We start from the raw sequence: 14,963 nt of genomic DNA, 5'->3' as shown, positions 1-14,963 counted from the left end.
GGCGTGCGCACCCTGCTGGTCACCGGCCCGGGCGGTGCGGGGACGTCCACCGTCGCCGCGGCCGCTGCCGTCCGTGCGGCCCGGGAGGGCCGTGAGGTGCTGCTGCTCTCGCGGCAGCCGGCTCCGGTGCCCGCCCTCGACGCGGTGCCCGGTCTCCGCGTGCAGCGGGCCGACGGACGGCGGGCCGTGGCGGGGCTGTGGGGCGCCCACGTGGAAGCGCTCGCCCCGCTGCTGCCGCACCTGACCCTCCCGCCGGCCAGCTCGGTGGTGCCGCCGCCGGGGGCCGACGAGCTCGCCGTGCTCGCGGCGCTGGCCGACGCCGACGCGGAGCTGGTCGTCGTCGACGCCGGTCCGCTGCGCGACGGGCTGTCGCTGGCCGCCCTGCCGGGGACCCTGCGGTGGTGGCTGGACCAGGTGCTGCCGCCGACGGCGCGGGCCCTGGCCGCCGTCCGGACGGCCGCGGTGTCCGCCGGCGCGGCGCGGCGCGGCCCGCTCGACACCGTGCTGGCCGCCCTCCCCGCGGTCGAGCGGGTGCTCGCGGACGACCGGCTGGCCGACCCGACGACGACGGCGGTCTGGCTCACCGCCGGCGCGCGCGGTGCCGCCGTCCCGGAGGTGCGCGGCGCGGCGACCGTCCTCGGCCTGCACGGGCTGCGGGCCGCCGCCGTGCTGGCCCGGGTGCTCCCGGCGGCGGGCCCGGGGGAGTGGTGGGCCGCCCGCGCCGCCGAGCAGGACGCCGCGCGCCACGGCCTGGCGGACGTGGCGCCCGTGCACGACGTCGCGGAGCTGCCGGGCGCGCCGGCGGACGTCGACGCCGCGGTGGCGCTGCTGGACGGGCTGGACCTCCCCGGCTCCGGCGGTCCCGCGGCCCCGGTCCCGCGGCGCCGGGACGGCGGCGGGTGGGCTCTCGGCGTGCCGCTGCCCTTCGCCGAGCGGGCGGACGTGGGCCTGACCCGGTGGGGCGATGACCTCGTGGTGGCCGTGGGGGAGGATCGTCGTTCGCTGCGCCTGGACTCGTTGTTGCGCCGGTGCGAGGTGACGGGGGCCCGGCTGGCCGCCCCCGGTACCGCCGACGCGCGCCTCGAGGTCAGCTTCCGCCCGGATCCGCAGCAGTGGCCGGCCGACCTCCTGGCGGCCGAGGGGAGGACCACATGACCACCGGTGCCGACTGGCTCGACCAGGCCCGCCGCCTGGCCGACGCCGTGCGGGCTCCCGCCGAGCCCGCTCCCGGTGCGACCGCGGACGAGCACGGCAGCGACTGCCGCTGGTGCCCCGTCTGCCAGCTGGCGGCCGTGGTCCGGGGCGAGCGTCCCGAGGTGACCGCGGCACTGGCCGACGTCCTCACCGCCACCGCGGCCGCGCTCCGCGCGTTAGCGGAGCCCCCCGCCGAGCCCGCCGCCGGGGACGCTCCCGAGGCACCGACCGAGGCAACCGCGCCGACGGCGGCGGAGGACCCGCCGGCCGGCGAGCAGCCGACCGCCCAGCGGTTCGACATCGCGTGACCACCTCCGACGTGGCGGCCCGGCCGGCGCTGGGTATCGACATCGGCGGCACCAAGGTCGCCGGCGGGCTGGTCGCGCCCGACGGCACGATCCTGGCCACCGCCCGCCGGGCCACCCCCGGCGCCTCCGTCCGCGACACCGAGGACGCGATCGCCTCGGTCGTCGACGAGCTGGCCGAGGGCATCGAGGGCGAGCTCGTCGGGGTCGGCGTCGGGGCCGCCGGGTGGTTCGACCGCACCGGGGACACTGTGCTGTTCAGCCCGCACCTGGCCTGGCGCAACTCCACGCTGCGCAAGGACCTCGGCGCGCGGCTGCAGCGGCCCCTGTGGGTCGGCAACGACGCCGACGCCGCGGCCTGGGCCGAGTACCGCTACGGCGCCGCCCGCGGCGCCGACCTGGCCCTCATGATCACGCTGGGCACCGGGATCGGCGGCGGCATCGTGCTGGACGGGCGCCTGCGCCGCGGCTCGCACGGCGTCGCGGGGGAGTGGGGGCACATGCGCGTCGTGCCCGACGGACGGCTCTGCGCCTGCGGCAACCGCGGGTGCTGGGAGCAGTACGCCAGCGGCACGGCCCTCGGGCAGACCGCGCGCGAGGTGGCCCGCACCTCGCCGGCCGCCGCGGCCCTGCTCCTGGAGCGGGTGGACTGCGAGCCCGACCGGCTGACCGGTGAGCACGTGGCCCGGGCCGCCTACGACGGCGATCCGCTGGCGCTGGAGCTGGTCACCGAGGTCGGGTACTGGCTCGGGCAGGGCATCGCCGACCTGGCCGCCGTGCTCGACCCCGAGATCGTGGTGATCGGCGGCGGGGTCAGCGTGCTCGGCGAGATGGTGCTCGGGCCGGCGCGCGAGCGGCTCGAGCGGGCGCTGCCCGGCCGCGGGTTCCGCCCGGGGCCGCGCATCGTCGCCGCCGACCTGGGCGCCCAGGCCGGCATCGTCGGCGCCGCCGACCTCGTCCGCCGGGCGGTCGCCGAGGGCGAGGCGTGATCACTGTCGTCCTCCGGACGACACCGCGGCCACGTGCCGTCCCCCTGCTGCGCTGAGCCGGACCGTCGTCGCTGCGCGGAACCCTCCGGGCCCCACTCGCGACGACCACCGCGGCCACGTGCCGTCCCCCTGCTGCGCTGAGCCGGACCGTCGTCGCTGCGCGGAACCCTCCGGGCCCCACTCGCGACGACCACCGCGGGGCGGCTCAGACCACCGCGCCGTCGTCGCCGTCGTCCGAGGAACGGTCCCGCATCCGGGAGACGAGCAGCGCCACGCCGCCGGCGAGCACCGCCACGCCCACGACCAGTCCGGCGTCGGCCGAGAGGCCGATCACCGAGGGTGCGCCGATGAGCAGGATGCCCGCCGCGACCAGCAGCACCGCGTACAGCACCGCCGGCGCCGGGGCGGGCAGCGGCGGTGGCGGCGGGGGCTCGTAGTGCTCGTCGGGCCGGTCGAGGACCGGCACCTCGTGCGGCGGGGGCGGGGGCGCCGGGGACGGCTCCTCGTCGACGGCCATGCGGCCGTGCTCGGCCTCGAAGGCGGCCACGATGCGGCGCCACTCGGCGTCCTCGTCGACGTCGCCGCCCGCCCGGCGCGGGACCCGCGGCTCGACGGGGTGCTCGTCGGCGTGCTGCTCCACCAGTCCTCGCGCCTCCGCCCGGCGGGCGCGGTCCACGAACAACCGGTCCGACGGCGGGCTCGGCAGGAACACCGACCGGGTGTAGGGCGCCACGTCGGCGGCTGGCTCCAGGTACGCGGCGATGCCGGCCGCCTCCAGGACGTCGAGCAGGTGCTCGCCCACGCGCGGGTCGACGTCCCGGACCGGGCTCCACAGCGCGGCGTCGAGGCCGTTGTCGCGGCGGCCCCGTCCCCGCCGGTCGGTCATCGGTGGTCCGCCGGTGACGCGTCGGCCTCGTCGGCGGGCACGCGGGCGCGGATCCACTCCGCGGACCGGCGGAAGATCAGCGGAGCGTCGTTGTCCAGCGTCGCCACGTGGTAGCTGTCCTCCAGGACGACCTCGGTGGTGTCCGCGCTGCCGACCCCCGCGAGCAGGATCGCGCTGTTGACCGGCTCGACGACGTGGTCCTCGGTGCTGTGGAAGACGATCACCGGCGCGGTGACCCGGCCCAGGTCGGCGCGGGTGGCGGCCCACAGGCCGCGCAGCTGCATCATCGCCCGCGTGGGCAGCTTGGGATAGGCGAGCTCGACCACTCCGGGCTTCTTGATGTCGCTGGCGATCGGCATCCAGCTCGGGGTCAGGCGCGCCAGCAGGGGCAGCAGCTTGGCGTCCAGCCGCTGGGTCAGCAGCGCCGGATTCACCAGCAGCAGGCCGGCGACGTCACCGGGCCGGACCTCGGCCAGCCGGGTGGCCAGCGTGCCGCCCATGGACAGCCCGGCGACGAACACCCGGTCGCAGCCGGCGGCCAGCTCGTCGAAGGCGCCCTCGACCGTCGTCGTCCACTGGTCGTGGGTGCTGGCGTTGCAGTCCTGCCAGCGGGTGCCGTGGCCCGGGAGCAGGGGGCACCGGACGGCGAACCCCTCGGCGGCCAGGTGCTCGCCCCAGGGCCGCATGCTCATCGGCGTCCCGGTGAAGCCGTGGACCAGCAGCACGCCGGTGCGGCCCTCGGGCCCGTCGCCCCCGGGGAAGTCGAACGGTTCGGCGCCGGGCATGACCTCGGGTGCTGGGGTCGGTCCGGGCACGGTGCTCCTCCTCGGCGTCCGGCGTCGACGCCGGTGTCAGCTACCTCACGATGGCGCTCCGATTGTGATTCGGGCCCCAGGCTCCCTAGTCTGGCAGTCCCCGAGGGAGGCGTGTTGTTCTACTGGTTCCTCAAGTACGTCGCCATCGGCCCGGCGATGACGCTCGTCTTCCGTCCCAAGGCCGAGGGCACCGAGCACGTGCCCGCGACGGGCGCCGCGATCCTGGCGAGCAACCACCTGTCCGCCGCCGACTGGGTATTCATGCCGATGCAGCTGCGGCGGCGGGTCACCTTCCTGGCCAAGGCCGAGTACTTCACCGGCACCGGCGTCAAGGGCTTCCTCCAGCGCGCCTTCTTCACCGGCGCCGGGCAGGTGCCCATCGACCGGTCGAGCGCCTCGGCCGCCGAGGGCGCGATCCAGACCGGCATCCGCACGCTGCGCGACGGCAAGCTGCTGGGCATCTACCCCGAGGGCACCCGCTCGCCCGACGGCCGCCTCTACCGCGGCAAGATCGGCGTGGCGCGGATGGCGCTGGAGACCGGCGTCCCGGTGATCCCGCTCGCGATGGTCTACACCACCCGCACGCTCCCGTTCGGCAAGCAGATGCGACGGGTGCACGTGCGGTTCGGGGAGCCGCTCGACTTCAGCCGCTACGAGGGCCTGGCCGGTGACCGCTTCGTCGAGCGCTCGATCACCGACGAGATCATGTACGAGATCATGACGTTGTCGGGCCAGGAGTACGTCGACGTCTACGGCGCCACGGTGAAGAAGTCGATGGACGCCACCGGCGCCACCGCGAACGACGTCATCGCCACGCTGCAGCCGCCGGCCACCGAGGCGGCCGACCGCGCCCCGACGTCGCTGGCGGGTTAGCCGAGCCGACCCGCCGCTCCCCGTGGGACCGGGCCCTGGCAGGGCTCCTCAGCGGGGCAGCAGCCGGTGCAGGACGTCGCGCAGCAGCGCGAGCAGCTCGGCCCGGGGCATCGTGGGCTCCAGCACCCACTGGGCGACCAGCTCCTCGGTGAAGGCGAAGAACGCCAGCACCAGCTGACGGCGCCGTGCGTCGTCGGGCAGCCCGAGTGCCTGCAGGCCGACCTCGACCAGCCGGTCGCGGGTCTCCGCGTACACCTCGGCCACCCAGGGGTCGCCCCCGGCGGCGCCGCGCACGAAGGCCAGGTGTGTCTCCCGGAAGGTCTCCACCCAGCCGACGTAGCGGTCGAGCATCCCGCCGACGGTGTCGTCGTCCGGCGCCCCGGCGGGCGCGCCGGGGCGGGGGAGCAGGTGGGCCCACAGCAGCTCCGCCGCGGCACGGGTCACGGCGGCGTAGTAGTCCCGTTTGCTCGGGAAGTAGTGGAACAGCAGGCTGCGGCTGATGCCGGCGCGGCGGGCCACCTCGTCGATGGTCAGCTCCTGCACCGGCGTGGTGGGCAGCAGCTCGAGCCCGATCTGCACCAGCTGCGCCCGCCGGTCACCCGCGGACCGCCGGCCTCGACCCGGTTCTGCTGGCGAGGCGGTCATGACCGCATTCTCACGCCACCGCCCGGCCGGTGGTGGCGGCGGCCACGAGCCGCAGCAGCCCGTCGGCGACCAGCTGCGGTCGCTCCTGGGTCAGCATGTGGCCGGTGCGCTCGGCCCGGTGCAGCCGGGCCGCGGGCAGCGCCTCGCCGAGCTGCCGGCTGTGCCGTTCAGGCGTGAGCTTGTCGCTGTCGCCGACGAAGATCTCCACCGGCACGCGGGCGAGCGCCGCGAGCTCCGTGCGCTTGTCGTGATCGCCGAGGGCGGGCATGAACTCGATGAACGAGCGCAGCGTGGACGCGTGCATGATCTCCGCCCCGGCCAGCACCATCTCGTCGGTCGCGTCGGCCCCGTACAGCAGCTCGCGGACCATCTTTCGGTGGCGCGGGTGGGCCGGCGGGACGAGGGCGCGCAGCCGCTCCAGCACGCGCGCGCCGGCCAGGGCGGCGGTCAGCACCCGGGGCCGCACCGTGGCCATCCGGCCGGCCGCCGTGCGGGGGTCGGCGGTGAGGTCGCCGGCGGAGGTGGAGACCAGGGCCACCCCCCGCACCCGGTCGCCGAACAGCTCGGGCCGGGCCGCGGCCAGGCACATGATCGTCATGCCGCCCATCGAGTGGCCGCCGAGGACGACCGGGCCGGTGGGCGCCAGCTGGTCGAGCACGTCGGCGAGGTCGGCGCCGAGCCGGTCGATGCTGAGCCCGGGCTCCGGATGGCGGGGAGAGGACCAGGTGGAGCGGCCGTGCCCGCGCTGGTCGTACCGCACCAGGCGCACGTCGCCGTCGGCGATCCGGTCGGCGAGCAGGGCGGCGACGTCGTCCCAGGCCGCCTGGGACAGCGTCCAGCCGTGGGCCAGGACCACGGTCACCGCTGCGGAGTCGGCACCCTCGACCGTGGCGTGCAGCCGGGCGCCGTCGCCGGTGGCGACGGCGGCGGTGTGCTTGCAGACCGTGCGGGTGGCGCTCACGCGGCCTCCTCCGTGCCGACCGGCGCGGTGGCCGGGATGCCGACGTAGTTCTCCCGGTCCAGCGACCGGGTGAGCCGCCGGAACCGGAAGGTGAAGTCGGGCCACAGCGTGGTGTTGTGGCCGTGCTCGTCGAGGTACCAGCTGGCGCAGCCGCCGGTGAGCCAGACGGTGCCCGCCGACTTCCGTGCGATCAGCGCCCGGTACGCCTCCTGGGCGGCCGGGGTGGTCTCCAGCACGGCCAGGCCCTCGGCGTCCATGGTCCGCAGCGCGTCGTCGACGTAGGCGACCTGCGACTCGATCATGTAGACCATCGACGTGTGGCCCACGCCCACGTTCGGGCCGACCAGCAGGAACAGGTTGGGGAAGCCCGCGACCGTCGTGCTGCGGTTGCTCACCATCCCGCCGGCCCAGACCTCGGCGAGGGTGCGCCCGTCCCGCCCGGCGATCTTCCCGGCGATCGGCAGGTCGGTCACGTGGAAGCCCGTGGCGAGCACGATCGTGTCGGTGGGCCGCTCGACGCCGTCCACGGTGACGACGGAGTGCGGCCGCACCTCGGCGATGCCGGCGGTGACCAGCTCGGCGTTGGGCGCTGCCACGGCCGGGAAGTAGTCGTTGCTGATCAGGATGCGTTTGCAGCCGATCGTGTAGTCCGGCGTCAGCGCCTTCCGCAGCCTCGGGTCGCGGACCTGGCGCTCGAGGTGCGCCTTCGCCAGCTTGCCGACGGGCCCGAGGAACCGGCGCCGCTTGGCCATGCCGATCACCAGGAACTCGCGGGACGCGTAGAGCACGCCGCGGACGGCCCGCTGGAGGCCGGGCGCCAGGCGGTAGAGCCGCTGCGCCCACGGCTTCACCGGGTGGTCGGTGCGGGGGACCACCCACGCCGGAGTGCGCTGGTAGACCGCGATGCTCTCCACCTGTGGCTGGATCGCCGGGACCAGCTGGATCGCCGAGGCACCCGTGCCGATGACGGCGACCTTCTCCCCGGTCAGGTCGTGGTCGGAGTCCCAGCGCGCCGAGTGCATGACGGTGCCCGCGAAGCCCTCCAGCCCCGGGATCGCCGGGTAGGTCGGGTCGGCCAGCGCACCGGCCGCGGACACCAGCACCTGGGCGCGGACGTCGCCGGCGGTCGTCGTGACCAGCCAGCGGCGCTCGGCGTCGTCCCAGCGGGCGGAGGTGACGTCGGCGCCGAAGACGCAGTGCGCCCGGACGCCGAAGCGGTCGGCCGTGGCCTGGAGGTAGGCCTGGATCTCGGGCTGCTCGGAGTAGGAGCGCGGCCAGTCCGGGTTGGGGGCGAACGAGAACGAGTACAGGTGCGACTGCACGTCGCAGGCCGCACCCGGATAGGTGTTGTCCCGCCACGTGCCGCCGACGTCGTCCGCCCGCTCCAGCAGCAGGAAGTCGGTCTCCCCGCGCTCGCGGAGCCTGATGGCCATCGCCAGGCCGGCGAAGCCGGAGCCGATGATCGCCACCCGGACCTCGCGCGCCGCCCCGCCCGCTCGGGCGGAGGACGCGGACTGTGTCTCGCTCACGCTGGTCACCACGGGCGGCTCCTCTTCTACGGCTTGCTGAGCAACGCTCAACAAGCTACAACGGCGTTGAGCAGTGCTCAATCCGACCGCGACGATCTCCGGAGGAACCCACCCATGGCCCGTGGACTCGGCAGGCGCCCGCGCACGTCCCTCGCCGGCAGATCGGTGCTCGTCACCGGGGCCGCCCGCGGCATCGGTGCCGAGCTGGCCCGCAGGGCGGCCGCCCGCGGAGCGCGTGTGGCGCTGGTCGGGCTGGAGCCCGAGCAGCTGGCCGCGGTCGCCGACGAGCTCGGGCCCGAGCACCTGTGGGTGGAGGCCGACGTCACGGACCCCGAGGCGCTGGCCGCGGCGGTGCGGCGCACCGTGGACACCTTCGGCGGGCTGGACGTCGTCGTCGCCAACGCGGGCATCGCGCCGCTCACCACGGTGATGACGTCGTCGGCGCATGCGCTGGCCCGCACCATCGAGGTCAACCTGATCGGCACGATGCTCACCGCCCACGCGGCGCTGCCGGCGATCGCGGAGCGCCGCGGGCACGTGCTGCTGATCAGCTCGGCGGCCGCCTTCACGGTGCTGCCCGGCATGAGCGCCTACTGCGCGTCGAAGGCGGGCGTGGAGCGCTTCGGCGACGCGCTCCGCCTGGAGGTCGCCCACCGCGGGGTCACCGTGGCCAGCGCGCACCCGACGTGGATCGACACCGACATGGTCCGCGACACCGAGGCGGCGCTGCCCACCTTCCGGGCCACGCGCCGGCAGCTGCCCGGCCCGCTGGGTGCCTTCACCTCCGTCGAGGCGTGCGCCGAGGCGCTGGTGGAGAACCTGGAGACCCGCGGCCGCCGGGTCTTCGTGCCCCGCTCGGTCGGCACCGTGGCGGCGCTGCGCCAGCTGGTCACGGGCGTGCTCGCCGAGAAGGTGGCGATGGCGGTCTCGGCCAGGCGGGTGCCGCAGCTGGAGCGCGACATCGCGGCGCTGCAGGGGCGCGAGTTCGGCCCGAACTCGGTCGGCGACCGCTCGGCCGGCACCGCGTAGGACGTGCCGACGGGTCGACGGGGACCGCTCCGACGAGGGGCGTGACGGGCACGGCCACCGCAGACTGGTGCCATGACGATCGTCAGGGCCCGCTGACCGGATGGATCCGACCGGACTCGCGTACGCCGCCGCCGGCGTCGCTGCCCTGCTCGCGGGGGTGCTGCCGAAGCTGCTGAGCAAGGCACCCCTGTCCATGCCGATGGTGATGGTGGGCCTGGGGGTGCTCGCCTTCGCCGTCGTGGACGGGCTGCCGTCGCCCGACCCTGTCGAGCACGAGACGGTGGCGGTGCACCTCACCGAGCTCGTCGTCATCGTCAGCCTGATGGGTGCGGGGCTGGCGCTGGACCGGCCGCTGGGCTGGCGCCGCTGGAGCTCCACCTGGCGGTTGCTGGCGGTCACGATGCCACTCACCATCCTGGCGGTGGCGCTGCTCGGCGGGTGGTTGCTGGGTCTGGGCGCGGCCGCCGCCATCCTGCTCGGCGCCGCGCTGGCCCCGACCGACCCCGTCCTGGCCACCGAGGTGCAGGTCGGGGAGCCCTCCGACGACGAGGAGAGCGAGGACGAGGCCCGGTTCGCCCTCACCTCGGAGGCGGGGCTCAACGACGGCCTCGCGTTCCCGTTCACGTACGCGGCCGTCGCCGTGGCAGCCGCGGGCCTGGCCCCCTCCGGGTGGCTGGCGGAGTGGCTGGCGGTCGACGTGGTGTGGCGGATCGCCGCGGGGGTGACGGCCGGCGTGGCCGTGGGCTGGGTGCTCCGGTTCCTCTTCTTCTCGCGGGTCGCCGACCAGGTGCACCTGGCCGAGCGCGCGGGGGGCTTCGTCGCGTTCAGCGCGATCTTCATGGCCTATGGAGCGGCCGAGCTCGTCGAGGGCTACGGCTTCATCGCCGTGTTCGTCTGCGCTGTGACGGTGCGGGCCGCGGAGAAGACCCACGGCCGGCACCAGATGCTGCACGCCCACGTCGAGCAATTGGAGCGGTTGCTGACCGTCGTCCTCCTGTTGCTCGTCGGTGGTGCGGTCAGCCGGGGCATCCTCTCCGGGATCGGCTGGCGTGAGCTCCTCCTGACCGCGGCCTTCCTGCTGGTGATCCGTCCGCTCGCCGGCCGGCTGGCCTTCGTCGGCAGCACCACCGGCCGCCGGGAGCGCTGGGTGGTCTCCTTCTTCGGCGTGCGCGGCATCGGCTCGCTGTACTACGTCAGCTACGGGCTGAGCGAGGGCGACATCGCCGGCGGCGAGCAGCTCTGGCGGATCACGGTGCTGGTCGTGCTGGGCTCGGTGATCCTGCACGGGATCACGGCCGGTCCGGTGATCCACTGGCTGGACCGCAGGCGGCTCCGCCGAGCCCGGAAGGTGTACGGCACCGAGGACAAGGCGCCGGTCACGCCGGTCTGACCGCCGGAACGGGCCGGGTCCGCCGTGGCCGGGGTCAGCGGGTCCAGGAGCCGGCGCGGCCGACGGCGTCCTTCCAGCGGTCGTGCCGGCCGTCCTCGCGCCGTCCGGCCACCGGGTCGAACCGCCGGTCGAGGGCCCAGGTGGCGCGCAGCTCGTCGGTGCTGCCCCAGACGCCGGTGCCCAGGCCCGCGAGGAAGGCCGCGCCCAGCGCCGTCGTCTCGGTCACCTGCGGACGGCGGACCGGCACGCCGAGCTGGTCGGCCTGCAGCTGCAGCAGCAGGTCGTTCGCGCTCGCCCCGCCGTCGGCCGAGAGCTCCGGGACCTCCAGCCCGGCCTCGTCCACCATCACGTCGACGACGTCGCGCACCTCGAAGGCGATCGCCTCGAGCGTCGCGCGGGCGAGGTGCGCCCGGGTGGTGCCGCGGGTGAGACCGAGGATCGCGCCGCGGGCGTGCGGGTCCCAGTGCGGGGCGCCCATGCCGGTCAGCGCCGGCACGAAGACGACGTCGCCGGAGTCGGGCACCGTGCGGGCCAGCCCCTCGATCTCGTTCGCGGAGTCGATCAGGCCCAGGCCGTCGCGCAGCCACTGGACGGCGGCGCCGGTCACGAAGATGGCGCCCTCGAGCGCGTAGACCAGCCCGTCACCCAGGTCCCAGGCGACCGTGGTGAGCAGGCCGGCGTCGGAGCGCACGATGTCGGACCCCGTGTTGGTGAGCACGAACGAGCCGGTGCCGTAGGTGCACTTGCTCATGCCGGGGGAGTAGCAGGCCTGCCCGAACAGCGCGGACTGCTGGTCGCCGGCGATGCCGGCGACCGGCAGCGACAGCCCCAGGAACGCGTCGGGATCGGTGGTGCCGACGACGCCGGAGCTGGGCACCACCTCGGGCAGCGCCGACCGGGGGACGTCGAACAGGTCGCACAGCTCGTCGGACCAGGCGCCCTTCTCCAGGTCGAAGAGCAGCGTGCGGCTGGCGTTGGTCGGATCCGTGACGTGCGCGGCGCCCCCGGTCAGCCGGGCGATCACGTACGAGTCGACGGTGCCGAGCACCAGCGAGCCGTCGCGGACACCGGACCAGACCTGCGGCTCGTGCTCGGCCAGCCAGGCGAACTTGGTGCCGGTGAAGTAGGGGTCCAGCCGGAGCCCGGTCATCCGGGCGACCCGCTCCTCGACGCCCTCGTCCCGCAGCCGGTCGCAGATCTGCGTGGTGCGGCGGTCCTGCCAGACGATGGCCGGGCGGGGGGAGCGCAGGGTGCGCGGATCCCAGACGACGGCGGTCTCCCGCTGGTCGGTGAGCCCGATGCAGGTGGGCTGCTCGTCGGTGCCGGCGAGCGCCTCCCGGCAGGCGGCCACCGTCGCCGTCCAGATGTCGTCGGGCTCGTGCTCCACCCAGCCCGGGCGCGGGAACAGCTGCGCGAACTCGCGGTAGCCCCGGGACAGGACGTCGCCCTGCTCGCCCACGACCAGCGCGGTCACCCCGGTGGTCCCTGCATCGATGGCCAGTACCGGCATGGGTGCACGGTAGCGCCGCAGGCCCCGGGGCTCAGGTCGCGGTCGGGGCAGGGCGGGGCCGCTGGCGCACCGGCGGAGGCGCCGTCGTCCGCCCGCCTACGGTGGTGCGGTGCGGCGCTTCTTCTACGACACCGAGTTCATCGAGGACGGCACGACGATCGACCTGGTGTCGATCGGGGTCGTGGACGAGACCGGGCGCGAGTTCTACGCGGTGAGCACGGAGTTCGACCCGGACCGCGCGATCCCGTGGGTCCGCCGCAACGTGCTCGACCAGCTGCCGCCGCCCGCGGACCGGGCCTGGCGCAGCCGGGACCGGATCCGCGACGACCTGCTGGCCTTCCTCACCGGACCCGGCGAGGAGATCGAGCTGTGGGCGTGGTTCGCCGCCTACGACCACGTGGCGCTGTGCCAGCTGTGGGGCGCGATGCCCGCGCTGCCCCGGCCGATCCCGCGGTTCACCCGCGAGCTGCGCCAGCGCTGGGACGACCGTGGGCAGCCGGCCCTGCCCCCCAAGCCCGCCGGGACGCACGACGCCCTGGTCGACGCCCGCTACAACCTGGCCCGCTGGCACGCGATCGAGGCCGCCGGTTCCTGAACGCGCAGCAGGCCCCCTCCCGGAGCGGGAGGGGGCCTGCGGCGTCCCATGACGCGGGGGTGCAGCGGACTACACGGTGAAGACGCCGAGCAGCCGGTTGAGCTCCTTGGACAGGCCGTCGAGCTCCCGGGCGGCCGAGCGGGCCCGGTCCACGTCCGCGGCGCTGTCGTCGGCGTCCTGGCGGACGGTCGTCAGCGTGGTGGTCACCGTGCCGGCGCCCTCCGCGGCGGTCGCCACGCTGCGGGTGAGCTCGCGGGTGGTCGCCGTCTGCTCCTCCACGGCGCTGGCGATCGTCGTCTGGTGGTCGTTGATCGAGCGGACCACCTCGGCGATGCGGGCGATGGAGCGCACCGCGGCGGTGGTCTCGCCCTGGATGCCCTGCACCCGCTGCGCGATCTCCTCGCTGGCCTTGGCCGCCTCCTGGGCGAGTTCCTTCACCTCGTTGGCGACGACGGCGAAGCCCTTGCCCGCGTCCCCGGCCCGGGCCGCCTCGATGGTGGCGTTGAGCGCGAGCAGGTTCGTCTGCTCGGCGACGCCGGAGATCACCTTCACCACGTCACCGATCTCGGCCGAGCTGGCGCCGAGCGCGGCGATGGTGGCCTCGGTCTCCTCGGCGAGCGAGGCGGCCTGGCGGCCGACGTCCGCGGCCTCCGCGGCGCTGCGCGCGATCTCGGTGATGGAGGCGCCCATCTCCTCGGCGCCCGCGGCGGCCGAGGAGACGCTGCTGCTGATCTCCGCCGCCACACCGTGGGCGCCCTGCGCCTGGTCACGGCTGCGCGCGGCCCGCGTGGCCAGCCCGTCGGCGACGGCGGAGACGCCTGCGGCGGAGCCGGCGACCTCCTGCGCGCAGCGGTGGATGTCGCGGACGGTGCCGGCCACCTTGTCGACGAACCGGTTGAACGCGCCCGACAGCTGGCCGACCTCGTCGTCGCGCGAGTCGTCCATGCGCTGGGTCAGGTCGCCCTCGCCGTCGGCGATCTCGGCCATGCGGTCGCGCAGGCAGACCAGCGGCTGGGTGAGCCGGCGGCCGACCCACAGCGAGATCAGCCCACCGACGACGGCGATGACCACCGCGGCGAGCACCATCGCCCAGACCATCGAGGTGCGGCCCTCGTGCAGCGCGTCCTTCGCCGCGGCGAAGTCCGCGTCCCGGGCGACGGTCGCGATCACCCAGTCCCACGGCGCGTAGTAGGAGACCCGCACGGTCGTCGGGCCGGCCTCGGGGTCGTCGTAGCGGACGGTGGCCTGCTCGCCGTCCCCCAGCTGGACCGCCGCGTCGACGATCTGCCGCACGTAGGGCGTGCCGTCGGCGTCGGTGGCCTCGATCAGCTGCTCTCCGTCCCGTGCCCCTCTCGGGCTGACCAGGACGGTGCCGGCGCGGTCGCCAGTGCCGCCGTAGACCTCGATGTTGCCGTTCTCGCCGATGGCGGTCGCCTCGAGACCCTGGCGGAGCGCCGGCAGGTTCGTCTGCTTCACGCCGACGTAGAGGACGCCGATCACGTCACCGGCGGGGCCCAGGATCGGCTCGTAGGCCGACACCAGCCACGAGTCGACGACGAACGCGTTGCCCCGGAAGGTCTGGCCGCTGCTCACCGCGGCGGCGACCGGGTTCGGCTGCCCGTCGGGGTTGGTCGCCGGGATGTAGGTGCCGATCGCGCGGGCTCCCGAGGCGGCCTTCACGTTCGTCGCCACGCGCAGGTAGTCGCCCGCAGGCGTCTTCTGGAAGATGGTCACGGTGGCCCCGACCATCGACATGATGTCGTCGACGACGGGCGTGGGCACGGCGACGTCGCTGTTCTTGCCCAGCCACTGGCCGCCGACCAGCACGCGCGGCAGCTGCAGCGGCGTGACCTCGCCGTTCATCTGGTTCTTGGCGTCCCAGGCGACCAGGTTCTTCCCGGAGCCGTCGATCGAGAAGCCCCCGGACTGCTGCAGGACGTACCGGGCCGCGTTCAGGTCGTAGTCGACCTTCATCGCCGTCGATGCGCCCTGGGTGGCGACGAGGTCGTAGGCGCCCTGCGCGGCGCGGCTGATGTCCGAGGCCACCAGGGCGTCCATGTCGCGGGCGGCCGCGTCGGCGAAGTCGCTGCTCTGCCAGGCGCTCACCCCGCCCATCGCCACGCCGGTGACCACGACGCTGCTGACGGCGAGGGCCACCACCTTCGCGCGGATGCCCCAGGCCGACGGCGTCGCCCAGGTGGGCGGATGGGTCCAGCGCATGTTCGGCCTTCCGGATCTGAGC

Annotated in this window: 14 protein-coding genes; 7 read left to right on the top strand and 7 right to left on the bottom strand. The window is 75.1% G+C overall.

Translation table 11 applies throughout. The features are described from left to right. The first annotated feature begins 3 nt into the window (after nucleotides 1-3). The 3 genes from ACI79T_RS17770 to ACI79T_RS17760 are packed head-to-tail and all read left to right on the top strand — an operon-like array spanning nucleotide 4 to nucleotide 2,488. Entirely contained in the window at nucleotides 4-1,155 is a 1,152-nt protein-coding gene (locus ACI79T_RS17770; RefSeq protein ID WP_456611418.1) for an ArsA-related P-loop ATPase, read from the top strand. Further along, entirely contained in the window at nucleotides 1,152-1,502 is a 351-nt protein-coding gene (locus ACI79T_RS17765; RefSeq protein WP_456611417.1) for a hypothetical protein, read from the top strand. The genes ACI79T_RS17770 and ACI79T_RS17765 overlap by 4 nt, the downstream gene beginning before the upstream one ends. Then, nucleotides 1,499-2,488, top strand: a complete 990-nt coding sequence (locus ACI79T_RS17760) for an ROK family glucokinase (RefSeq protein WP_456611416.1) — start codon at nucleotides 1,499-1,501, stop codon at nucleotides 2,486-2,488. Before ACI79T_RS17765 ends, ACI79T_RS17760 begins: the two co-directional genes overlap by 4 nt. Before the next feature lie 205 nt (nucleotides 2,489-2,693). On the opposite strand, the gene ACI79T_RS17755 is transcribed toward ACI79T_RS17760, so the two are convergent. Then, complete coding sequence (locus ACI79T_RS17755; protein ID WP_456611415.1) at nucleotides 2,694-3,374, bottom strand: hypothetical protein; 681 nt, start codon at nucleotides 3,372-3,374, stop codon at nucleotides 2,694-2,696. Next, nucleotides 3,371-4,189 (bottom strand): alpha/beta hydrolase, encoded by an 819-nt coding sequence (locus ACI79T_RS17750; protein WP_456611414.1) that lies wholly within the window; start codon nucleotides 4,187-4,189, stop codon nucleotides 3,371-3,373. The genes ACI79T_RS17755 and ACI79T_RS17750 overlap by 4 nt, the downstream gene beginning before the upstream one ends. A 111-nt stretch (nucleotides 4,190-4,300) precedes the next feature. Here ACI79T_RS17750 and ACI79T_RS17745 point away from each other — a divergent pair, with 111 nt between their 5' ends. Further along, nucleotides 4,301-5,062, top strand: coding sequence for a lysophospholipid acyltransferase family protein (locus ACI79T_RS17745; protein WP_456611413.1), 762 nt, complete (start codon nucleotides 4,301-4,303; stop codon nucleotides 5,060-5,062). A gap of 48 nt (nucleotides 5,063-5,110) precedes the next feature. Here ACI79T_RS17745 and ACI79T_RS17740 read toward each other — a convergent pair whose 3' ends face one another. Genes ACI79T_RS17740 through ACI79T_RS17730 form a run of 3 tightly spaced genes read right to left on the bottom strand, consistent with a single transcriptional unit; the run spans nucleotide 5,111 to nucleotide 8,197 of the window. Then, on the bottom strand, nucleotides 5,111-5,707 hold the full coding sequence (locus ACI79T_RS17740) for a TetR/AcrR family transcriptional regulator (protein WP_456611412.1): 597 nt from the start codon (nucleotides 5,705-5,707) through the stop codon (nucleotides 5,111-5,113). A 10-nt stretch (nucleotides 5,708-5,717) separates the two neighbouring features. Further along, the gene (locus tag ACI79T_RS17735; RefSeq protein WP_456611411.1) at nucleotides 5,718-6,668 is read right to left on the bottom strand and encodes an alpha/beta fold hydrolase; all 951 of its coding nucleotides are present in this window, start codon (nucleotides 6,666-6,668) and stop codon (nucleotides 5,718-5,720) included. After that, a complete protein-coding gene (locus tag ACI79T_RS17730) occupies nucleotides 6,665-8,197 on the bottom strand; it encodes a flavin-containing monooxygenase (RefSeq protein ID WP_456611410.1) in 1,533 nt (510 codons plus the stop codon). The genes ACI79T_RS17735 and ACI79T_RS17730 overlap by 4 nt, the downstream gene beginning before the upstream one ends. A gap of 114 nt (nucleotides 8,198-8,311) precedes the next feature. Here ACI79T_RS17730 and ACI79T_RS17725 point away from each other — a divergent pair, with 114 nt between their 5' ends. Both ACI79T_RS17725 and ACI79T_RS17720 read left to right on the top strand, forming a co-directional pair. Then, on the top strand, nucleotides 8,312-9,226 hold the full coding sequence (locus ACI79T_RS17725; RefSeq protein ID WP_456611409.1) for an SDR family oxidoreductase: 915 nt from the start codon (nucleotides 8,312-8,314) through the stop codon (nucleotides 9,224-9,226). 100 nt (nucleotides 9,227-9,326) lie between these two features. Beyond that, the gene (locus tag ACI79T_RS17720) at nucleotides 9,327-10,616 is read left to right on the top strand and encodes a cation:proton antiporter (protein ID WP_456611408.1); all 1,290 of its coding nucleotides are present in this window, start codon (nucleotides 9,327-9,329) and stop codon (nucleotides 10,614-10,616) included. A gap of 34 nt (nucleotides 10,617-10,650) precedes the next feature. Here the strand turns inward: ACI79T_RS17720 and glpK are convergent, their stop codons facing one another. After that, complete coding sequence (glpK, locus tag ACI79T_RS17715; RefSeq protein WP_456611407.1) at nucleotides 10,651-12,126, bottom strand: glycerol kinase GlpK; 1,476 nt, start codon at nucleotides 12,124-12,126, stop codon at nucleotides 10,651-10,653. A gap of 109 nt (nucleotides 12,127-12,235) precedes the next feature. Between glpK and ACI79T_RS17710 the strand changes: the two genes are divergently transcribed. Next, nucleotides 12,236-12,721, top strand: coding sequence for a polyadenylate-specific 3'-exoribonuclease AS (locus ACI79T_RS17710; protein ID WP_456611406.1), 486 nt, complete (start codon nucleotides 12,236-12,238; stop codon nucleotides 12,719-12,721). 69 nt (nucleotides 12,722-12,790) lie between these two features. Here ACI79T_RS17710 and ACI79T_RS17705 read toward each other — a convergent pair whose 3' ends face one another. Next, nucleotides 12,791-14,941 carry a methyl-accepting chemotaxis protein gene (locus tag ACI79T_RS17705; protein ID WP_456611405.1) on the bottom strand — a complete coding sequence of 717 codons (2,151 nt, stop codon included), beginning with the start codon at nucleotides 14,939-14,941 and terminating at the stop codon, nucleotides 12,791-12,793. Nucleotides 14,942-14,963 lie beyond the last annotated feature (22 nt).

Source organism: Blastococcus sp. SYSU DS0619, from assembly GCF_054051035.1.
Note: the sequence above shows the minus strand (reverse complement) of the source record. Positions and strands in the feature narration are given on the sequence as shown.